This window comes from Hyphomonas sp. TMED31 (genome assembly GCF_002172815.1).
GTDB classification, from domain to species: Bacteria; Pseudomonadota; Alphaproteobacteria; order Caulobacterales; family Hyphomonadaceae; genus Hyphomonas; species Hyphomonas atlantica.
Window position 1 is genome coordinate 13,460 of record NZ_NHCK01000077.1, and the last position, 21,575, is coordinate 35,034.

Sequence of the window (21,575 nt, forward strand, 5' to 3'; positions counted from 1 at the left end):
TTAAAAATAATTTGGAGGGGTGACTATATCGTTTTTTGTAATTATAGAGTATTGAGTTTCGTTAAATTCACATACGTTAATTATCATTTCATCATCAACTTCAACAACATCAACGGAAATTTTATTTTCATCAGTCTCCTCTAATTGTATAGAAAATCTAGTAGCATCGTCTTCTTCTTCAAAAAGATATAACATTTCTTCACCATTATCATCAATTACAGTGAATGCTCCCTGTTCTCCGTCAGAACCTAATGCTAAAATATACATTTTATATCATCTCACAGGCTTCTTGATATGTCTCTCTCATAATATTTTTTACAGTTGATTTATCAAAATCAAATTCAGACTCTTCAATAAATCTATTAAGAATAGAAAGTGTATCTTCCGATTCCGATACTTCAAATTCTTCAGGTTCTTCTATTGCAAAATTTTCTACAACTTTTAAGTCAGCAACTCCAGAAGAATGAAGTTTATCAATGAACTTCTCAAACTTCTTCTTATTAGTATTATTACGAACTATAACCTTTACAAGTTTATTTTCATACTCACGAACATCAAATGTCTGATGATTAGTATCTTCATAAAAGATAGTATAGAATAATCTATATGGATTATCAATAGGATAATGCTCTAGAGTTTCTGTATCAAAAATAGTGAACCCTCTCTCGTCATTCACATCACTCCAAAACATTTCATAAGGATTGCCTAGATAGAAGATTCTTCCATCATCCGATCGAGTGTGATAGTGACCGCTGAAGACTTTGGAGAACTTTGAATATAATTCGCTCTCATCACCATGCTCCATGAGGAGCGATCGATTAACTCTAAATCCTTGAAGTTCAAGGTGCCCCATCGCGACACTGCAAGAAGTCTTTTTGATATTTGTGATAGTACTGCTACGATTTTCTTCATTAATCCAAGGAATAAACAGCGTTTTTAATTTGCCCAATTTAACTTCGGTTGGTTCAGAATATACAACTACATTCTCATACTCACGAAGCAAAAGATCTACAGCATTTACTTCGTTTGTGTTTTTATAGTAAGCTGTGTGATTTCCGACAATTGTATGAACAGAAACTCCCATACTTTTAAGTCTGTCATAATAATTATCTTTGGCCCATGAAAGTGCGGAAAAGTCAATACCTTTACGACTATCAAAGGTATCTCCCATATCCACGACTGTAGTAATACCCTCTTTCTCAAGATATGGAAAGAAAATGTCGTTATAAAACTTTAAAAAATAATCATGAAACAACTTGGAGTTTTTTCTTGCTCCAAAATGCTGATCTGTAATGATTGCAATTCTCATCAATGACGGAGTTTAGAGTGGACATAATCTTTGATTTGATTATAGTCCGAATAGTTGCTACCGTCAAGAGTATTGTTATCATCAAACACCTCACTGAAACCAGACTTCTCAATAATTTTATTTTTAATATCTAATTGCCTCTTCTCTTTCTGAATGCGTCTCAAGAAAGCATAGTGGATAATCTGTGTGAAATATGCGAATGGATTCTTAGACTTCTCCGGATCGAAGTTATGAATATACTGCACACAATTCTCAATACCATCAGAGATCATGTCATCTTTGAACATATAGTTCACAAAGTTTGGTTTAAATGATAAATGCTTAGCAATCTTTAAGAAGCAGTCTCCAAGGTATCTTGTAATGGGAGGCTTAGTATCCCATCTTGTTGCTCTGTCTTGTTTAGTAGGTTCTCTACCATATTTCTTTTCAAACGATCTTGCAACCTCCGCACGATAGTTAATCAGAGCTTCAAGAAACTCTTTATTATTAACATAGTGTTCGGATTCTTTTCTTCTACGTGGCATAGTATTGGTAATCATAAAAATAACTCATAATATGTATGAATTATAGCATTATAACAAATACTTGACAAGATATGATTATCTCTGTAGAATATCTTTGTTAAGGTTGATAGGAATTATAGCTCTGAGCTTTTCTGTTTAAATATCTTTTCCAGAAGCTTTCTAGCATCATTTACATTAGATATATATCCAGGATTTCTATTAGGAGTAAACCCATCCTTTTGATTTTTCATTCTTGAGTACCTATTTACAAATGATTGATGCATCGTGATCATTTTCAAATCTCTGGTTTCACTCATTGTCAATATATCTTCCATTCGAATGATGAACATATCATCATCAGCTGTTTTTATCCAAGATTCTAATTTATATCCACCAGTTTGGCCGGATTTACTTATTATTTCAGATACTTTTACAGGAGAATGGATCAATAAAGAATTTTCTTCTTCATCAGTAACAGCTATTCTTGTGAATATTTCTTCACCAGTTTTTAATTTAATTGTTGCGTAAAAGTCATTTTCCATTAGTTCGCTTTAAATTTAATTGTAACTATTTCATAATTAAATTTCTCTTCATTGTAGATTTTAATTCTTTCTATGAAATGGTTGAGTGTGTAATTTCTTCTNGATTTTGTAGANCAATCGTCAGAGATATCATACAANGTAGCTTTAACTTTATTTTTTCCTTTNCGGAGAACTCTACCAATACTNTGAAGATTACGAATTCTTGANTTGCTAGGTGAAGCAAAAATTACATTATGAAGATTTTTAATATTAATACCNGTAGAGAAAGTTCCGTAAGAAGCAACAATAATAGCGTTATTTTCTTTTTCTGTAATTTCTCTTACCATTTCTCTTTCTTCAGTATCTACACCACCATGTATAAAAAATACTTTTTGGTTATCACCCTTGTTATTATTTATCTTTTCATAGAGTATTGCTCCGTGACTTTCAACTCTTTGAAAAAGAACCAGTGTATTTCCTTTAAGATCTAAAGTTAGATTCTTAATAAAGTTATTTCTTTGTTCATGATTGATAAGATATTGAATTTCATCTTCATATAGATTAAAAGTTTGTGGTGGATGCTTCAATACTAGACATTGTATATCTAATTGTGATAAATGGCCTTGTCTCATCAACTCTTCAGTTTTGGTGACTTTATATGATGGACCAAACAGTCCCTCTAAGACCCATTTATGCGTCTGTGTGCCGTCTAAAGTACCAGTGAACCCAAATCTATACTTGGCATGGTGTAACTTGGTCATGATCTGTATTAGAGACTTACTTTTAAATTGATGAGCTTCATCTCCTATAACTACATTATAATCTTCAAAGAATGACCTCTCAAGTTTATATACAGATTGCCATGTTGTAATTGTTACTGGAGATTTATTAGTTTTTTCCCTGCCAGAATAGATACGGTGACAGTATGAATCAGCATCCCAACCATAATCTTGAAAGTCCTTATACATCTGCTCTACTAGACTTGTCGTCGGAACAACTAGTAGGATTTTTTGTCCTTGGTCTACGTAATATCTTACAAGAGAATAAATCATCAAAGATTTGCCAGAAGCAGTGGGACTTATCAATAGCTTTCTATTGTGCTTTAGCGCACCATATACTCCCTCAATCTGATACTTTCTTGGAGAATGAGAACAGATAGAACTCATATAATCTTTGACACCTTCGAATGATATACGATCGTTCTCTTCGTAAGGTGTTCCGTAAAATTTGTTATCCTCGAACTTATAAGTATATCCATATTGATTGCAAAAATTGACAATCTTATCTAACAAACCCACATAGATTTGCTTAGATCTCATATCAAATAAATGTATTTCTCCATTCCAGTTTTTACCACGATACTGTGGCATAAACTTTGCATTTGGGACTTCGAATTTAAAATGATCTCTCAACTCATATTCAATATGAGGTTCTGTATTGATCTTTAAAAATACTTCATTAGATTTGGATATAATAAGATTTGCTGTCGTATCAATCACGATGTCTAAAGCATCTGACTATATTTATCAGTTGTCGTCAGGTCTTTCCGAATCTGTATGGTTAAATTGATAATCCAATAAAATCCTAAAAAAGTTATCTCTCATATCAAGCAGTGATTGCTGTTCTTCTGGATCTCCGCCAGGCCACTTATCAACAGCAATTGTTAGTGCTTTGTATATGATTCTTACTCCTGCTATTGGAGTTTCTATGGTATAAAAATCTTCCCTGTCGTGGTCAAATTCTTCGTTCATCATCCCAATCCCGAATTAAATCTCATGAATTCTATAGAGTTTTTGATTTGATAAGTTCGATTAGAAATTTGCTTCAAAATACTCTCAACATACACTAGCATAGTATCGTAGTAATCTATCTTCAAACATACGCCAGATAGTTTCTCGTCAGCATCCAAATATTTTTGCATAGTTTCTTTATCTCTAATTTTTTTTGGAAAAGGATTATCCATATAAACCTCAGGATCAGCTTTACCGCTAAAGTATTCATATCTTTCGTGTCTTATGTTTTTTCTTTGCTGCTCCGCTTTTTTTCTTAGTAAAAATATGGTATTATATATTTCGAAGTATTTTGCATGAAGTGAGGGAATATTGGTAGATTCTATATGAAGATTGTCCATATCAATCTTAGCATCTTTTTCCCACATCTCTTGAATCTTATCAAGATCAAAACTCATGATAATAAATTACCCCTCATATCATATATGTCAAACATAGTATACTTGAAACTTACCCTTGATGTAAAGTGGTCATAATCCGTATCCTTTGCGTTGAATTGCAGAGTACTCAGTGTATATGGAAATAACTGACTGAATCTAATTTCAATATTGGGCTGAAAGTTGCTGTTTAAGATAAAAAGAGATCCGTCGGAGTACATATTATTCAATTCATTAAAACTACTAGTATCAAATTCTTCTTGCCTTTTATATATTAAATTTTTATATTCTGATAAATCTCTTGGATATCCAAGAGCTCTTATCCAGTTATGAATTTCTAGATAGTTCTCAAAATCTTCATCTATAATAAATTCGAGATCAAAATCACCAAAACTAATCTTATCTCCTGGTATAGGAGTATCTCTTAAGTAAGTTGGTTGCGTAGCAACTCCAAGATCTAGACTGGGGATATTAGCTGTGTTGGAAAAAAAATCGACCTTTTTAGCCCTGGTCAAAGAGAACTTAAAACCTACTGGTGATAAGAAATTTTTATTCTCCTGCTGATTTGAAAAAAAATTAGAGGTGGTCATCTTTTTTAATTATTTAGATAAAAAAAGGGGGNCTTTCGACCCCCCTTTCATAGAACCTTGTGAATTTAGATCACATGAGGTTGTTAACACGAACACGTCTGTAGTAACGGTTGGAGTTAGTTGTAAGTCCACCAAGACCTTGGTTAAGACCCTCAGCGAATGGATTAGCAACCATTCCGTAACGAGTCTTGAATCCGATCTTAGGCTGGAAGGTGTTTTCTCCAACTGCACGTACCATCTGCAGAGGTACATATGGGCAGTAGAACAGACCAGCGTCATAAGGTGAAGTGCCCTTATAACCAACAACATAGTACTGTGAAGCAGCACCGTTTGCTGAATAAGGATCGATGTAGACTCTATAACGGCCGTTAAGAACACCAGCGAATGTGTTACCTGTGTCATCGACATTCAGGTTTGCATTCAGTGCAGGTGTGTAGTCGAGCATACCAGCATGTGTCAGAGCTGAAGCAACGTCAGCGGAGCACATGATGATGTTGCCCTTTCCTCTACGAGTTCTTTGTGCAATTGCGTTAGCATCGCGCTCGATTTGGAAGATCAGTCCCTTGAACTTCTCTACACTCCAGCGACCGTTGGAATCAACGTCCAGGTCGAAGATACCTGAAGTAGCAGTGTTTGCAGTAGCACCTTGCTCAGCAGTCTTGTAGATGGTTCTGATGACTTCACGGTTGATCTCAGCCAGGATCTCAGTTGAGAGAATGTTGGCGAGTTCTGCTTCAGCGTTCAGACCATGGATTGCCTTAAGGTCCTGTGCGAGTTCTAAGGAGTATTCTGCTTTCAGAGCTCTGCTCTTAGCAGTTACGGTGACCTTCTCGATTGAGAATGCCATTTCATTGAACTCATTACCTGATGTGCCGAGTGACTCAGCATCATCGGTACGCATACCTTGACCAGCATTATAATCAGTCTCAGTTGCGGTTGCGGTTGGATTCAGCAGGCCGGGGTTAGAACCAGATTGTGCAGTTGTACCCATACCAACGGTAGCACCAGAGTGTCCGTTGAAGCTGTTACCAGTTGAGTTCTGACCAGAGAACGCAGTATCTACTTCATCGAAGAAGGTTTCTGGNCCAGTTTGATCATTATACTTAGAACGCATCGCGAAGATGAGTCCAGTAGGTGCAGACATGGGCTGAACACCAGCCAGGTCATATGCAACCAGGTTGGGCATTGAGCGTCTGATCAGTGAGATCAGTACGGGATCGAAACCTGCGACAGGGCCTGCATCAGCAGCAGCACCTGTATATCCACCAGCACCTACTGAATTAGTAGGTTGCTCGGTCAGGAAAGATCCGGAGGCAGCGAAAGCATTTTGCTCTCTTAAAAATTTTTCTTGGTTTTCCAGCAGAACAGCGGTTACAGCCTTACGATGGTTGTCTTTGATTGACTCGCATCCCTCATGCTCAAGAAGAGGGGCCCACTTTTCTACCAGATGCTCTGATTGGAACATTTGGTTTACCTTTGGTTAGTTTACGTTTGATTTAATGTTAAATTCAGGAGTGCTTGAATGAATTCATCGTTCTCAGATATTGATCCATTGAACCAGTGATTGACGCTGGCGATGAATCTACACCTTCAGAGATTGATTCAGTCTTGGCAACGGAAGACTCTTTCTTGGAGGTGAAATATGACTCCTTGAGCGTTTCCAGTTTTTCACGATATTGTGTTTCACTTTCAAACTCTACACTTTCGGCAAGTGAGGCGAGCTTCTCTTTCTGGGTCTGTGCAAGACCTTCAGAGATTTGATCTAAGATACCACTAGCATTGGCCTCGGAGAGACGCTTGTTCAGTGAAATATTCTTCTCAAGTTGCTCGTTGAGTTTTGTCTCCATTTCATCAAGTTTGTTTGTCATACCGACGAAAGCATCATATTTATCTTCAGGGATTGTTACATAATGTGCTTCAAAAAGATCCTTCATGCCTGAGAGAAAACTCTCGGTCATTTCGGATTGAAGTCCTTTTTCGATTGCGAGAGCGTTCTCAGTGAACCACTCTTCAGCAACGTACTCAAGATAAGAATCAACTCGTTCGGCGAGTGACTCTTTGACTTCCTCCATTTCTTCTTCGAACGCAACAGCATACTGTTGCTCTAGTTCTTCTTTGATTACAGCAACCTTAGAATTGATTGCTGCTTCAAAGATTGTTCTTGCCTTCTCTTGGAATTCTTCGGAGAGTTCTTCACCGGCAAGAAGAGCATTAACATCTTCTTCCATGTCATACTCATCAACTACTTCTTCAGTAGTTGCTTCTTCTTCGGAAACAACCTCTTCGGATGATTCTTCTGCTTCTGCAACAACTTCTTCTTCTTCCTTCATGTCCTTTGGCATTGGGTCAGCTTTACCCGCTTTAGCGTTTACTACATTAGAAACTGTCTTAAGTGAAGGTTCTTTCAACTTTGCAGAATCATCATCTGGTCTATAGTTCTGTGGTGTGGGCCCACCAAGATCTTCTACAGAACCAAGTTGAGTTCCTGGATCTGCCATTGTTGGCATAGGATCTGCAGGTTTTGCTCCAGCATTTACAGCAGTTTTGGATTGAGTTGTGCCCGCTTCCATTTCCTGTAAGTTGTTGTCACTAGACATTTGATACTCTCCGATTTTACTTAGTAATAATAGGTACTATATGTATTTATTTAGTAATTTTAAAGATTTGACAAGAAGTCATTAAATAGATTTAACTTGTGTTCCTCCAGTCGTTTCTGATCGACCAGAGTATTAATTTTTTTTTGGGTATGTTCAGCGAGTTTTTCGCGAAGGATTCCTCCATCCCAAATCCACTCCTTTCCTTCCATAATCCCTTCAACAAAGGCATCTGGGGCAGAGGGGTCAGCAACGATATCGGCAGCGGTTGCTAACATAAAATCGTTACCAACAACATTACACCCCTCTTTATTCATTTGGAGAGATCCAATTCCACGAGAAGAAACGCCGAGTTTTACGCCTTCATCAATCAAAGAAGATGCAATCTTACCCATTGGTGTACTAAGAATTTTAGCCTTTCCGATAAAATTAGATCCACTTTCCTTTAAAGAAACAATCTTATGGGAAACGCGGTCAAGATTTACTGTTGGACCGTCAGGATGTCCCAATTCGCCAAGTGCTCTACCAGATTGAACATTTGACTCATTATAACGAGCAACTTCTTTACGAAGAGTCTCCATGGGATACATACGACCATTACGGTTTTTGATATCTCCCTGGAGAAAAACTCCTTCAATATATAAAGACTTCTTGCCGTTCTTTTGTTCGACAAGAAACTTAACTGATTCTACTTCTTCTCTGATTAGTTTCATGTTTTTTATCCTGTAAAACCTACTTTTGCGACTTCTACATTAGAACCAGTAACATAAATTTTATCCGTAGGATTCTTCTCTACCAATTCTGAAGAGTTATTCAGAAGAGTGAAAGAACCAATTACGACATCGATAGAGTCAGTCCTAACAACCACAGCATTTCCTGAGGTAGCTAATATTCGCACAACGGTTGCGTTAGAAACAGTTGTAGCATTACTAGAACCTGCAGTTAGTGATGCTTTTTCTGCCAATGGCAAGATACGTGAAGCCATGATTAAGTAAATTACTTTATCAATTATTTATACTAATCAATCCTCAGAACCTTCTGTTTCTGGGGTTTCTTGGCCAAAGAAAGTAGTTTGTGCAGCTTTTGGTCTAAAAGCATCTACTTTTTCTGCCGATTTAGCATATAAAATTTCTTTGATTCTATCACTAACATCTGATGGAGATTCGTCGGATGCGATCAAATTTAAAAGTTCTTCCATGATAATTTAAGTGTTTATCAAATATATTTATATTTCTCCACCTTGTGACATCTCTGGTGCCTTAGTGACTTTTGAGTCTGATTCTAAATCTGGTTCCATCACTGGAGATCCAAGATCCATGCCAGCACCTGATTGGTCTAATGGTTGACCTGTCTCTGGATCTACAGGAATACTTGGGTCCGGAATAGTTCCATCAGCAATTTCTTTTTCAATTAATTTATTTTGTTCGATAATATCTTCATCGGTTTGACGAAGAATCTTACGGCGAACATAATCTTGAGAGTAATACTTACCAACATATGGTTCTGCAACTTGAGCAAGAGCCAATCTCTCATTCATCAGTTCTGCATTTTTCAGTTCTGAGAAATGATTATCATAGAGGAAATCATATTGAATGTGCTCGCTCATAATTTCCCAATCTTCTGGGGTGATAATGTTCTTAAGAATTAGCTGAGTTTTCAGCATATCGTTAAACATATTTGAGAATCTCTTTCTTAAACGTGCCACAAACTTAGTAAACTTCAACTCATCTCTAAGGATTTCGGATGATCTGCCCAAATTAAATCCACCTTCTCCGTCCATACGCGACGGCGGAACATTAAGGGACCTGTAAAGTTTCTTCTTAAAGTATTCAATATCCGTGATCTCGCCGAGGTTTTGACCTCCAGGAAGAGTAGAAATCTCAGTTCCACGTCCTCCCTCTCTTCTAGGGAGCCAGAAGTCCTCAAGCATAGCCATGTGCTTTTTGTCATCACGCATCTCTCCAGTTTTAGAATCATATACCATTTTGTTACGATATCTCATCATAACGTCACGCAAATATTGTTCTGCCTTTACCTTTGGAAGATTACCAACATCAATATAAAAAATACGACGCTCTGGTGCTCTCGATAATCTATAAATTACTAAACTATCTTCAATCATTCGAAGTTGATTAAGTGACTTTATAGCCTTGTGAAGATATGAAAGTGTTGATCCCTTATTACGATCTACGAGTCCAGAACTGCAATATGTAATTGAATCCTTTGATATTTTAATTCCCTTATCTGCCTGAGATGCATATCCAGTCGTTCCTGTAGGATGTTGTAATTTGGGATTATATGAAAAATATTCTTCAATCTCTGGAAATTCAAAATCCATAGGATTATCCTTATTTGGATTTCTCAGTAAATCATTGGGATTTTTTTTAGATTTTTTTACTTGACGAATATACTTAATCTTCATTGCGTCAATATACCGCAACTCTTGAAGACCTTCCTGGGGATTTTTTAAATCTATAACTTTATGATAGAAAAGTCTACCATCAACATACCAATTTCTATAGATTTCATGTGATTTTTTGTCAAAATCCAATAAACCTAAAATAGTTTTGAATTCCTCTCTTATATTTTTCTTTATGCCATCACTTGCATTTAGATTATCTAAATCAATTTGAACNGGAGTATCATTNGAATCTGATACAATAGCTTCNTTAACNATATCTTCAATNGCACTATCACACTCTGGNTGAAGNGCCATTTCNCGATATCTTTTNATTAANTCAAATTCAGTTTTATATACTCCCTCAATATCAACATATGANCCGAAAAAACCAGACGTTAAATAGTGGTCAACCCCGTCCTCATTATTTGGAGGAACGGGGGAGACCGCAGAAGNACTTAAATTATTGTCATCATCTATAGAAAATCCAAAAAGTTTTGCCACTGCTCAATAATTCTATTTTTACTTCTACTATTTATGTGCTATTACTTATCAGANTTTATCAGGTACTGCGTTAGACTTACCGCCATTACCTTCAGATTCCCACCATTGAACTTGGAATTCTACAGTAAATTCTGAAATAGCATCATTATTATCGAATGCAAGATCAATCTGAGAGATATTAGTTGGAAAACATCCCCAGAACTTATAACGTCTCAAAGAAGTAATATCAGTATCTTTAAATTTATTTCCAGTAGCAGAANCATCTGGCAAAGATCTACCAAGTTGATATACGTAGAGTTCTTTTTGATATGTTGATGGANTNGTTCTTCCNTGACCAGAATCTGCNGTNCCAAGAACNTTNATCCATCTTTCAAANGCTCCACGAAGACCCATNTCGGTATCGTTGAGAANAGTAACTGTCCANGTATCAAANGTTCTNTCTCCAGCAACCTTAAGTTGACGACCACGGAAAGGAACTTCAATTACGCCCATATTTGCTGCCGGAAGAGCNGCAGCTTTACAGAAGAATTTGCCATCATNTNTTANAGNTGTNTAANNTTCCNNNANCNACTCCNNCNGGAAAATCTAANTGAACTTCATATAGATTGGGNCGAAGNCCGCCNCCNTCAAGTTCGCTTCTAAANTGNGANATTGCNCTCTCNGAAGNNTTTNTNGNTGAATACGCTGAAACTGCCATTTTTTNGTGNCCTCTTGTGTTAGTTATTTATTNGNNTNATGGTCAAACTGTACCGACCACTTCTTCGAATGATANACCNGTGCGTGTAGCAACAAANGTNAGNCCNATGAAGTTAATTGACCTTGCTGGNTTGATNTAGATNTCAGCAATAAACTCATTTCTNTCNATAACATCNGGTGGATTNTTTGAGTCATCNCATACTAGTAAGAAGTCTGTGATNCCTCTNTTAGCCTGAACATCTCTCANGNANGGAGAAACGATNTTGACNAANGTTGATCTTGTGATNGAATCGTTNAATTCAAANAGTTGANTNTTTGCTGCNGNTTNAATTGCNTTNTCAANTACNAGGAAGAGACGNCGAACGTTGATTCTATCAAATGCNGAGTTATATCCNAGAGCNGTNTTGTCTCCNAAGAGNATNAATCCNCCNCCNTTATTNGAAATNACNGGATTNANTCTATTCTTNTAGAGTGNATCTCTNTGTGACTGTGGNGGNTCATAAGACAACTTAACAATATTGTTGACTACACCTCTTTGAACACCAGCTGGTGAATACCAAGGATAAACATTGAGTTCAGTTCTTGCCATCATTCCGGCAATGTCTGCATTTAATGGGAGATAAATGAACTCATTATTAAATCTATCATAAGTATACTTGTAACCACTATCAAATACACCATAAGATGTTGATGAAAGTGGAGCGAAGAACTCAAGAATACTATCTCTAGTATCATCAATTGATGATCGATTTACAACTGCAGATCTTGGTGGAGAAATACATGCTATACAGTCTTTTCTTCCCGTTGCGATATCGAGAAGTGTAATTGCTTTTGCCTGAGTTTCTTCCATGGTAGCTAAACCAGGGCCCATAATCAAGAAGTCGATGTCAAACTCGTCTCTTTCAAATAGAGAATATGAAGAGATGACGTTCGATAAACTTGTCTCAAGACCTTTCAACATTGATCCGGGTACTTGTCCAGACGCAGTTGAATAGTCTTTTCCACCAATAAGNTCTAAATTCAATGAGCCAAAACTATTGAATTTTATTCCCTGCACTTCTTGACCAAAATCTCCATCCGATAAACCAACTTCTGTCCAAGTTCCATCTTCAAATCCGGAAGATGCTGGATAAATTTCTTGGGTTGTATCGACAGAAGTTCCGAAGGATTTTCCTGCATAGAGATATGCTGAATTGAGTGCCAGATAATCCTTNTAGTAAGTTACTACATTCTGATCTCTAGCATCTTTTCCTTTTGAGAGGAATAAGTTTTTCTCAAGAATTTGACCAGCTACTCCAGTTATATCTCCTTTGTCATCTACAACAATAATATGCATCTGGTCATTTTTGGAACTTCTTTCTCTAGCGTATTCACTAGTTCCTGGCTTATCGGCAATATTCTTCCAATAAACTGTTGAATTGGTAAGACCAAGAGTTTGATTATCATACCAATCGGATACTGATGCTGGAGTAAATCCAGAAGAACCATATACGCCGGTTGCAATTCCAGATTGATTGATTATTGTAATAGTATCAGAATTCTTGAGTGACAGAGGTCTTGAGTTTTCCCTGTATTCAATTGGTNNAGATTCTCCACTAATACTTACTCGTTCTGTAAGTTTTACATCAAACGTACTAGATCCTTCTGCAGATGTGCTGATTCCTGTTATGATTCCTTTGAGATGACCTTGGAATCTAGAAGTAGATCCTGCACCAGCAATAACAGTATCGATTGAAGCAGATACTCCATATCCAACTTGGACTCCAGCAGAACTCAAATTGGAAGTACTGATTCCAATAATCTGATCTGATCCTCCATCAATAGCACATACTTTTACGTTATTAAACCATGAACCTGGATTTTTTGCAGCTAAATACCAAGTTGTCCCTGATGCATATCCTGACTGATAATCATCAAAGTTTTTAATTTTTAAATCAATAGAAGGAGCACCGACTCCAGCATTGGCTGTTTTTAGTTCATCACCATCACATCTTACGAGAGAGAGTGAACCACCATAACTCATAAAATCTGAAGCAGAATACCAATATTCATAATGATTATCTTCTAGACTTGGCTTTCCGAAGTTATCGATAAGTTCCTTCTCTGATGTAATGATGATTGGATCTTCAACTGGTCCTTGTAAAAAGGGTCCAGCAAAACCACCAATAATACTAAAGGAAGCATCTACAGCTCCTACTGTTCTGTCAATTTCTCTGACAAGAACTCCGGGAGAGACTAATCCTAATGCCATTTTTAATTGTCTCCTTAAAAGAATTTCAGTAACCTAAAAATATTTAGTAAATACTGAAGTTTCAGTGGGGAANTATGACGTGAACTACCAATCTGGATAAACCTCCGAAACTATATACTTTTTAATTTTATTTTTTAAAACTCTTTTTTTACAACATTCTTTACATTCATATGAATATGATGATGATACGGGCCCTCTATCCTTTCTTGTACGATAAAAATTATCAACTAAATTTTTTTCCACACCACAAGTTCTACATACCCTTTCGTGNAATAATAAGTGACCTAAACTAAACTCTTCGCTAATATCCATTTCTATCACAAGTAATCCCACATATGGGACATGTCGCCATATTCATCAGTATACCAACGATCACCCTGTGCATCTACAAAAGAACTCTCCTCAGTAATACCGTCACTTAAGAAACCAAATGGAGCCATATCTTGTTCTATTTGATTCTTCTGCTCCTCATATAATTTTTTTCTAACATCTTGATCCGTAAGTTCCTTAAAATAGTCTTGAGCAACTANCCAAGCATAGATTACAAGACACATTGCAAGGTCATCGTTACAACCCTCTTCTGCTTCAAAAGAATTTTTCTTAGAAATAAAAGTGGTCAATTCCGAAATTATTTCATAGTCACAGAACAATAATTTATTCTCCTCTATTAATGTCTTTAAATTTAAAGATCCAACTTTTTTGACTGTCTTGGACATCTTCAGTCCAAGTTGTGTTTTCTTTCCAGAAAAACCTTGTCCAACTACTTGACCTGCCCTACCTCTCATAGAGCACATAAGAAGATTTTGATATTCTAGGTCATATTGAATGATTGAGGCTACTTGATCTCCAACATCATTCACTTCACATAAAATATATGCATTATTATAACTCTTTGATACCTCGTAGATTACGTTTGGAAATAACATTGGTTTTATTTCATTATTTCTATATTTTGCAACAATTTTATGAGGAAACTCTGTAATATCGGCGACTATGAAAGCCGAGTAGTCTTCACCAACTCCTCTGGCAACGTCAACAGTTACGATATAATCATGATCTTTTACCGGATCTTGATACACATCAAGGCCTGCATTCCTTTTTTTTGGATTTTCATATATAAGACTCTTAAGTTTACTTGGGGCAATTAGAGTATCAACAGATCCTAAAAATTCACATTCAAACTCAACCTTGAACTGTGCCTCAGAGGTGTTTTTAATTGTAGTTGCTTTCCACTTATCATCTCTGCCAGGAACTTCGGACCAATGAACATCTGTTGGTACGTATTCATTTAGTTTACGCTCAGCATCATGCCACATACGGTAGAAATGATTCATACCATGTGGCGTAGATACAATAATTACTTTGGTGCTTTTACCGGAAGTAATAGTAGGATAAACAGAGGCAAAGAACGAGTCAGCAACATGATTTGGGACNAACGCGAACTCGTCAAGAAAGAGGATATTAAATGACATACCTCGGACAGCACTTGCAGACGTAGAAGCTGCCAATATCTTACTGCCATTTTCTAATTCTATAGAACCTTTATTCCAATTTAATATTCCCTGCTGCATCCATTTAGGTAAATTTTCATATGCAGTTTGTAACCTACCAAGAAGTTCTCTTGCAGTAGCCGCTTTGTTTGCTAAGATACCAATATTAACGCTATCGTTAAAAACAGCATAATGTAGAAGATAAGATACGACAGTAGTGGACTTTCCAGTCTGTCTAGGCATTTTGCAAATATTAAATCTATTTTCATGGAAGTTATTAATTAATTTTTCTTGAAAGTCATATGGTTGGAATTGAGTTAGACCTTCATCCAGAGAAACGATTTTAACGTGATTCTGGGCAAAATAAACAGGGTCTTCCTTACAGCGAAGNAATTCCATCATCATTTCTTCAGTCCATTCAATTGCTGTATTCGCTTTCTTTAATAAAGGATTGCCAAGATAATTTTCACTCATAAAATAATGCTATCCCTGATATACTATAGAAGTCGCATAGACATCTGAGTGATCGGAGTAAATTAAATCTGTTCGCTCTTTTTTAATTATAATGGATTCTTTTCCGGCCATATGAAAACTTCCATATAAAGACCCGTCAGCAGTTCTTACCTCAATAACTCTAGCAGATGAATGATCATGCTGAATCATGGCGTATTGGGCACCAAGGTTGTTTTGATCTGGAACAGAAGAACCTAATCCAACATTAACATTCGTTACTAATCCTAAAACCTTTATAACATTCATATCAACAATTCCAAGCTCTGAGTGATTTGTTGATTCTGCTATCGGGATCTCTAGCAGTTTTAGCAGATGTTAATTTCTTTTTCATCCCTCTCATTCGAGCGCAGAAGGATTTCCTGCGGGGATTTCCAACCTTCTTGCTTGGTGCTTTAAGGTTAGATCCTGGATTTTCTTTCTCATANGATTTTCTTCCTTTTTCGTTAAGTCCTCCTGACTTTGATTTTCCTTCTTTTCTTGTCCATGCCGCTGATTCGACATATAAGAATGGTTGTCCTGGTTCATACTTGGAAACTTTAAAACTTTGTAGTATTGCTTCAGGATAAACTTTTTTGATCTGATCTTGGACATCAGATCTCTTTGGGAGAGCTATTTGAGGAAAAAATAACTTAAGGGCATAATATTTACCCCTCCAATTGAAGTAGGTATCGACAAGATTCCCTGTTTTTGCGGGCACTCTTACTGCTTCACTCATTAAGTCTTCATTTGTGATAACATCTTCAATATTTGCAAATGTATTGCCATTTGCGTCTTGTATTTCAACTTCTTCTTTCTTTGTTTTTTTGACACAGTTTGGATATTTTTTTCCAAACATAGTCTTCATACCTTTCTTTTCATAACCAGGCCAACATTTTTCATCCAATTCAAATTCTTCCTTCTTTGTCTTATTACCCCAGTTCTTTGCACCCTTTTTGCGACATTTGACCAATGCTCCTGAAGCATATGCACTTGGCCAAACTGAGTAGCGTGACTTGACTTTATGATAGCAAGCGTCTTTTTCTCCTGCTGCTTCATCAATATCAATCTCGTCACCTACTTCGATGTTATTTTCTTCGAACCAACCTCTATTTACCTCAAGGGCGCATACTACTTCTCCTTCCGATGATACTGGAGTCTCGTCGAGGGGTTCTAATTGCTTAATACTTTCTATAATTCCATCTTCATTAATAAATGCAATATCTAATGGAATTCTAGTTTCCTTCATATAGAAGGATTGTTGTTCTACATCATCAAATATGAATAGCATTCCACTATTCTGATCCAAACTCTCACGGAACATCAGTCCAAGATTGAAGTCCNTAATATTTGTAGGAATTTCTATATTCAGTGGTAGCGTTGTAAATTCTTCAGTGCTCACGTTAATTGCTTTCCCTTTTCTATCTGGATTTGGATCTTGACGATTCTTGCGTCTAAATGCAGCATCTTCCTCTTTTTTGGAGAGGTTGCGCTTCATCTTACTTGAACCGCATTTTGGTTTTGTNGTTTGTCCTGGTTGTTTTGCACAGGGTTTTCCTGCGTATTTGCCACCCAGTTGAACCCAACCAGGCTTCCCATCACTAGAGCGACTCTTGCCAAACCAGTCACGCAAAGAACTATCACCACTTTTCGATTCACTTACGCCTCCATTGCCATCGCTATTTGAGGTTTGCTCACCACCTTCGACAGGTTTATCAATACCAACCTCTTCTGGTTCCTTACCATTACCAAAGTACCTTCCAGTCATTTTTAGACCAGCAGGAATCTTTTTACACTTTTTATCAGTGTAGCAAAAATAGTAACCAGGTTTGCACTTCATAAAAAAAGGATAGATCCTGTCTATTATTTATCTTCTTTTAATCCAGACTTCAGCATCTTTGCTAGTTCTGCAGTGGACCCAACAAATAGGGCATTATTAACTGTTGATGGTCCTTTTTCCTTTTCTTCTGCATTGACATCCTTCAACTTCTTTTGAAGATCCATCAATTTGTCTGTTGCATCAGAAACACTCTTGATAAGTTGACCTGCGACTTCGTATGCTCTTGGTTGATCACTCTCTTGAGCTAATTCAAGTATCCCATTTATTGCCTCTTGACCCTTTTCTATGATGGAATAAAGATTGCCTCTTGTATATTCATAATCTTTTGTTACATCATCTTTATTTCTCTCAGGGACTGCCTCTGGCTTCATTATTTCAACTTTTTCTTCATTTTTTGCAATTCCTAAAGAGTCTTCTATTTCATCAAAATTTTTAGTCATAATCAAGGTTCAATATCTGATCCTGATGTTGGATTATATACTTTTTCATCGGAGAACATTTCTATAGATCCACTGAATCCAAAATCATCTTCAGGTTCTATTAAATTATCGTCATGAGNATCTACAAGGAATATTGCAGTGGAAGCAATATGACCAACTTTAGTGGTATTTTCATATCCTCTAGTTACTGTTAGATTATTTCCATTAATAGAATTAATATAAATCAATTCATCATTAATAGTTATTCTAGATTGGCTTGTAAGTTCAGACGCATCAGCAACACTGATTAGCGTCGTATCAGATTCTATACTTTCACTTAATGTAGTTATTTGCGTGCCGATATAATTTTTTGTAGACGTTGGTGTTCCAATATATCTCACACTTCTTGGGGTCTTCTTTGCGGTATCTGTATGATAATCAACTTGAACTTTTTTGATGACTCCTGGAGTAGATCCAGATGGAATTGGGCCATATAAATATGTCTTCACATTAAATTGCAAAGTATACAAAAGAACTCTTCTTTTATTAAAATCTCCATCATAGTCATCTCTCATACGAATACTCTCTAGCACGACAGGAATATCTTTAATTTCATTGATTTCGTCAATTAATTTGACGCTAACATTATATGCCGGTTGAAAGTATGGTAATATTTGCTCAATAATTTGAAGAGCATCTTCATTTAATTTGGTCATAATATTCAACTCAAATCCCATATTATATGGAACTGGCATAAATACCTTTTTAACTTCTTTTTTATTTGATTTGTTATATGCTTTAAATTGTTTTGTTACCGTTCCTTTTCTTGATGGATCATATGTTAAAGAAGTCATCTCAAAAGACATTCTAGGAAGAGTTATTCCTTTTTTGCTTTCAATGTCTGCCTGTTGCTCTATTCTTGCTAGAAACTTTTGTATTGGAGCATATGATAAAGGAACTTTTATAATACTAGTTACATTTCCTGAAGAATCTTGATGTCTAATGTCTATATTATTAAATATTGTTCCAAATGCAACAACAGTTTTTCTAAAGATTTCGTTATAATAATATGTTCCTAACATGACTTACACTCCACCAAAAGGATTTGTTTCTGTAAAATCTAAAATAGAATCAGCCTCAGTTTGTATGTCGAGACTACTAGAGTATGGTTCTATATCTATATAGTCGGTTGACAATAGATTTAAATAACTTCCACCCACACCAACTATATTCTCTCCAACTAAGAATGTTCCAGTTATATTTGAAACTGANAGTAAAAAATTATTTGCATCATAACTTCTAACTCTCGCAGTGGCAGAACTTTCTGACCCAACAACAACTTCATTCAGAGAATATGTAACTTCATCAGATAAAATTCCATAGGACTGAGGAACACTTACCACTATTGATGGGGGTACTGTATATCCTGCCCCAGCATTTATAATTTGAATAGAGGAAATTAGACCATTTGATAGAATAGCTCTTCCCGCAGCAGTTATTCCTACACCCACGGGAGCACTGAATGTCACTATTGGTTCATTTGCATAACCACGTCCAAAATCAGTTACTGTAACAACCCCAATAGTTCCGTTTGCTATTACAGATTGTGCAGAAGCAATTCTTGTATGNTCATTACTCCCCCCATTGAAGNAAATTTCTGGGGGAGTTGAATATCCAGATCCTGGATTAGTTATCTCTACCCTATCTACATAGAAATGACCATCACCAATAGCAGAGGTTATTGCGACAGCAGAAGCAGTTNTTCCACTTGGTGGAGGTGAAATTTGNACGAGAGGAGCAGCATCATACTCAAATCCTTTATCGATCATAATTATTTCTTGGACTCCCTTATTTTGTTGAGCCACTCCAGTAATAGCAGTTGCAGAACTACCTGCTCCTGTTAATTTAAATGTTGATTCGTATCCAAGATCGATTATCTCGTCATCAATTTCGTCAATTCCAGTTTCAATAATTTCATCTTCAAATCTGAAGAGTTCGCACGTCAATTCATAAACATAATTTTTTTGCAATTGATAAAATGGTTTATCTCTTTTTACGTTCTTAATTTCAAATAAAACGTCCCCAAGTGGAAAATAAATGAGATCTCCTTCTTTGGGTCTACTTGTCAATTTCACATTAGGCAATCTTTGTATTAGAGGTTGAATATAAAGTTCATATCTTTCTTGCGACACTACTAAAACTACTTCATCCTTTGATTCTATACCAAATTTTGACAATTCTACTGATTGGCCTTCCCAACCATCATAATTTTGTAGATACATTTCAATTGGCAGTGCGCTTCTGAACGCTGAAACTATATTCTCTTTTATTACGGTATTTTCTCCCAAATATAATCTAGGCATATAGTGTACTTCTACACCATACATTTTGATGGACTCATTTATTAGGTCCTGCATTAGACTTTGTTCGCCCTTGGAACCTTGTAGAAAAAAAGGATTTAGTGCCATTATCCAATCATATCAAAAGGTGGAAGTTCATAAGTATTTGACATCTGCTCTCTGATTATTTCCAATTCTTTCTCAGCATCATCGTACATTTGACGGCCATTCAGTTCAACTCCACCCGGAAGTTTCATTCCTTGGAATTTGATCATATTCTGACCCCACTGCTTTTTAATTAAGGAAGTTAAATACTTTTTAAGGAAGGAATCATTCCATACTCTAGTATGTGTATCTGGATTCATACCTCTATAACAATCTATAATCAAATATTTATTTGCATTAACAGATGACCAGTCAATATCAAGATATAGACGATTCATCCTCTGATTAAATCTTATCTGCTTTTGAGTTGACAATAAAAAGTCAATATCTTCCAAATAAGTTTTAGTCATCGAATATGTTAAAAGTTCTGTTGATCCCCAAAAATAAATATCATTCAAGAATAATTGATATTTAAGACCAAACATTCCAGAACTAACCGAATTAGACCCCTCAAATTGAAAAACTTTAGTTATTCCAATAATATCGTCAGGAACTTTCAAATAATTACTATTTTCTTCATAATCAAATTGAACGGAAGAACCGCTTATTAATTCTGTAGTTGATGTNCTGGCAACACCGACNGAGTTGGAAGCCTTTCCCCGATCAATATCTTCTTGAGTGAACTTATACTTTAAAAGTGTTGGAAATACCCCATCAAAATGCCTTTCTTGAAAATATTGGATAGCATCGTCAACTAAATCGTCAATCTGCTCATCAGCAACATTTACTTCAAGAACCGGATATCCCAATTGTCTCTTACAGTAATCAATTAATGTTTGTCTAGAAGATGGTTGTGCCATGTATATAAATGGACCTATTGTTAGTATTTATCATCATTCGTATATTCCAGTATTATAGGACTTTATATATTTACTCATCTCATATCTAGAATCTTCCTGATGATATGTTGACCAACACCAGGAAAGAGCCATTTTTTTCAATTCTTCTATATCATCACAGTTTTCAATATATGGCACGAGACTTTTAAATTGTGGATGTCGTGGTGGATTTTCNAGGCACTTTTCTTTTAATTGATTAAAATTTACCATATTTCCAGTTAGGATTAGTTCATCATAGTTCACAAATTTCCGTTAATTAATTGCTTAATTAAAGATTTTATTTCGCCGATTTCATTTTTCATACAATCTAAATCTTTTTTAAAAGAATCTAATTCTTCTTTTTCCTCTAACTTTTGTTTTTTAAGTTTAATATANGCATTATATGCTTGCCTATCAGTATTTANAATGGCGTGAGAATTTTCATCTCTAAANAGGTTTTTTTTGTCCTTTACTTGTTTCAT

23 protein-coding genes are annotated in these 21,575 nt (G+C 36.0%); all 23 read right to left on the reverse strand.

Annotation, left to right across the window (positions count from 1 at the left end):
• Complete coding sequence (locus CBB91_RS11555; RefSeq protein ID WP_345906826.1) at positions 1-267, reverse strand: DUF3110 domain-containing protein; 267 nt, start codon at positions 265-267, stop codon at positions 1-3.
• 1 nt (position 268) lies between these two features.
• Positions 269-1,309 carry a recombinase gene (locus CBB91_RS11560; RefSeq protein WP_345906827.1) on the reverse strand — a complete coding sequence of 347 codons (1,041 nt, stop codon included), beginning with the start codon at positions 1,307-1,309 and terminating at the stop codon, positions 269-271.
• Positions 1,309-1,833, reverse strand: coding sequence for a sigma factor (locus tag CBB91_RS11565; protein ID WP_345906860.1), 525 nt, complete (start codon positions 1,831-1,833; stop codon positions 1,309-1,311). Before CBB91_RS11565 ends, CBB91_RS11560 begins: the two co-directional genes overlap by 1 nt.
• Positions 1,834-1,946: 113 nt before the next feature.
• Positions 1,947-2,354, reverse strand: coding sequence for a hypothetical protein (locus CBB91_RS11570; protein WP_345906828.1), 408 nt, complete (start codon positions 2,352-2,354; stop codon positions 1,947-1,949).
• Positions 2,354-3,832 (reverse strand): DEAD/DEAH box helicase family protein, encoded by a 1,479-nt coding sequence (locus tag CBB91_RS11575; RefSeq protein ID WP_345906829.1) that lies wholly within the window; start codon positions 3,830-3,832, stop codon positions 2,354-2,356. Before CBB91_RS11575 ends, CBB91_RS11570 begins: the two co-directional genes overlap by 1 nt.
• 27 nt (positions 3,833-3,859) lie before the next feature.
• A complete protein-coding gene (locus tag CBB91_RS11580) occupies positions 3,860-4,084 on the reverse strand; it encodes a hypothetical protein (RefSeq protein WP_345906830.1) in 225 nt (74 codons plus the stop codon).
• Positions 4,084-4,521, reverse strand: a complete 438-nt coding sequence (locus CBB91_RS11585; protein ID WP_345906831.1) for a recombination mediator protein UvsY — start codon at positions 4,519-4,521, stop codon at positions 4,084-4,086. The genes CBB91_RS11580 and CBB91_RS11585 overlap by 1 nt, the downstream gene beginning before the upstream one ends.
• On the reverse strand, positions 4,518-5,090 hold the full coding sequence (locus CBB91_RS11590) for a hypothetical protein (RefSeq protein WP_345906832.1): 573 nt from the start codon (positions 5,088-5,090) through the stop codon (positions 4,518-4,520). Before CBB91_RS11590 ends, CBB91_RS11585 begins: the two co-directional genes overlap by 4 nt.
• Positions 5,091-5,160: 70 nt before the next feature.
• Entirely contained in the window at positions 5,161-6,555 is a 1,395-nt protein-coding gene (locus tag CBB91_RS11595) for an ATP-binding protein (protein WP_345906833.1), read from the reverse strand.
• Between the two features lie 43 nt (positions 6,556-6,598).
• Entirely contained in the window at positions 6,599-7,687 is a 1,089-nt protein-coding gene (locus CBB91_RS11600; RefSeq protein WP_345906834.1) for a T4 prohead core scaffold protein, read from the reverse strand.
• A 59-nt stretch (positions 7,688-7,746) separates the two neighbouring features.
• On the reverse strand, positions 7,747-8,397 hold the full coding sequence (locus CBB91_RS11605; RefSeq protein WP_345906835.1) for a primosomal protein: 651 nt from the start codon (positions 8,395-8,397) through the stop codon (positions 7,747-7,749).
• Between the two features lie 5 nt (positions 8,398-8,402).
• Positions 8,403-8,669, reverse strand: a complete 267-nt coding sequence (locus tag CBB91_RS11610; protein ID WP_345906836.1) for a hypothetical protein — start codon at positions 8,667-8,669, stop codon at positions 8,403-8,405.
• Positions 8,670-8,705: 36 nt separating this feature from the next.
• A complete protein-coding gene (locus CBB91_RS11615) occupies positions 8,706-8,882 on the reverse strand; it encodes a hypothetical protein (RefSeq protein ID WP_345906837.1) in 177 nt (58 codons plus the stop codon).
• A 27-nt stretch (positions 8,883-8,909) separates the two neighbouring features.
• Positions 8,910-10,586 carry a portal protein gene (locus CBB91_RS11620; protein ID WP_345906838.1) on the reverse strand — a complete coding sequence of 559 codons (1,677 nt, stop codon included), beginning with the start codon at positions 10,584-10,586 and terminating at the stop codon, positions 8,910-8,912.
• 739 nt (positions 10,587-11,325) lie between these two features.
• Positions 11,326-13,533, reverse strand: a complete 2,208-nt coding sequence (locus CBB91_RS11625) for a hypothetical protein (RefSeq protein ID WP_345906839.1) — start codon at positions 13,531-13,533, stop codon at positions 11,326-11,328.
• A 317-nt stretch (positions 13,534-13,850) separates the two neighbouring features.
• Entirely contained in the window at positions 13,851-15,497 is a 1,647-nt protein-coding gene (locus CBB91_RS11630) for a terminase family protein (protein ID WP_345906840.1), read from the reverse strand.
• 9 nt (positions 15,498-15,506) lie between these two features.
• The gene (locus CBB91_RS11635; protein WP_345906841.1) at positions 15,507-15,782 is read right to left on the reverse strand and encodes a hypothetical protein; all 276 of its coding nucleotides are present in this window, start codon (positions 15,780-15,782) and stop codon (positions 15,507-15,509) included.
• A 1-nt stretch (position 15,783) separates the two neighbouring features.
• Positions 15,784-17,352 (reverse strand): DUF192 domain-containing protein, encoded by a 1,569-nt coding sequence (locus CBB91_RS11640; protein ID WP_345906842.1) that lies wholly within the window; start codon positions 17,350-17,352, stop codon positions 15,784-15,786.
• Positions 17,353-17,375: 23 nt separating this feature from the next.
• The gene (locus tag CBB91_RS11645) at positions 17,376-17,792 is read right to left on the reverse strand and encodes a terminase (protein ID WP_345906843.1); all 417 of its coding nucleotides are present in this window, start codon (positions 17,790-17,792) and stop codon (positions 17,376-17,378) included.
• Between the two features lie 2 nt (positions 17,793-17,794).
• On the reverse strand, positions 17,795-18,853 hold the full coding sequence (locus tag CBB91_RS11650; RefSeq protein WP_345906844.1) for a tail sheath stabilizer and completion protein: 1,059 nt from the start codon (positions 18,851-18,853) through the stop codon (positions 17,795-17,797).
• 3 nt (positions 18,854-18,856) lie between these two features.
• Entirely contained in the window at positions 18,857-20,239 is a 1,383-nt protein-coding gene (locus CBB91_RS11655; RefSeq protein ID WP_345906845.1) for a hypothetical protein, read from the reverse strand.
• Positions 20,239-21,075, reverse strand: coding sequence for a hypothetical protein (locus CBB91_RS11660; RefSeq protein WP_345906846.1), 837 nt, complete (start codon positions 21,073-21,075; stop codon positions 20,239-20,241). Before CBB91_RS11660 ends, CBB91_RS11655 begins: the two co-directional genes overlap by 1 nt.
• A 278-nt stretch (positions 21,076-21,353) precedes the next feature.
• Positions 21,354-21,575: a hypothetical protein gene (locus tag CBB91_RS11665; protein WP_345906847.1), complete on the reverse strand. Its 222-nt coding sequence runs from the start codon at positions 21,573-21,575 to the stop codon at positions 21,354-21,356.

Bases quoted from the DNA above. Each gene is read 5' to 3' on its own strand.
- CBB91_RS11555 (WP_345906826.1), bottom strand. From the start codon at position 267: ATGTATATTTTAGCATTAGGTTCTGACGGAGAACAGGGAGCATTCACT.
- CBB91_RS11560 (WP_345906827.1), bottom strand. From the start codon at position 1,309: ATGAGAATTGCAATCATTACAGATCAGCATTTTGGAGCAAGAAAAAAC.
- CBB91_RS11565 (WP_345906860.1), bottom strand. From the start codon at position 1,833: ATGCCACGTAGAAGAAAAGAATCCGAACACTATGTTAATAATAAAGAG.
- CBB91_RS11570 (WP_345906828.1), bottom strand. From the start codon at position 2,354: ATGGAAAATGACTTTTACGCAACAATTAAATTAAAAACTGGTGAAGAA.
- CBB91_RS11580 (WP_345906830.1), bottom strand. From the start codon at position 4,084: ATGAACGAAGAATTTGACCACGACAGGGAAGATTTTTATACCATAGAA.
- CBB91_RS11585 (WP_345906831.1), bottom strand. From the start codon at position 4,521: ATGAGTTTTGATCTTGATAAGATTCAAGAGATGTGGGAAAAAGATGCT.
- CBB91_RS11590 (WP_345906832.1), bottom strand. From the start codon at position 5,090: ATGACCACCTCTAATTTTTTTTCAAATCAGCAGGAGAATAAAAATTTC.
- CBB91_RS11600 (WP_345906834.1), bottom strand. From the start codon at position 7,687: ATGTCTAGTGACAACAACTTACAGGAAATGGAAGCGGGCACAACTCAA.
- CBB91_RS11605 (WP_345906835.1), bottom strand. From the start codon at position 8,397: ATGAAACTAATCAGAGAAGAAGTAGAATCAGTTAAGTTTCTTGTCGAA.
- CBB91_RS11610 (WP_345906836.1), bottom strand. From the start codon at position 8,669: ATGGCTTCACGTATCTTGCCATTGGCAGAAAAAGCATCACTAACTGCA.
- CBB91_RS11615 (WP_345906837.1), bottom strand. From the start codon at position 8,882: ATGGAAGAACTTTTAAATTTGATCGCATCCGACGAATCTCCATCAGAT.
- CBB91_RS11635 (WP_345906841.1), bottom strand. From the start codon at position 15,782: ATGAATGTTATAAAGGTTTTAGGATTAGTAACGAATGTTAATGTTGGA.
- CBB91_RS11645 (WP_345906843.1), bottom strand. From the start codon at position 17,792: ATGACTAAAAATTTTGATGAAATAGAAGACTCTTTAGGAATTGCAAAA.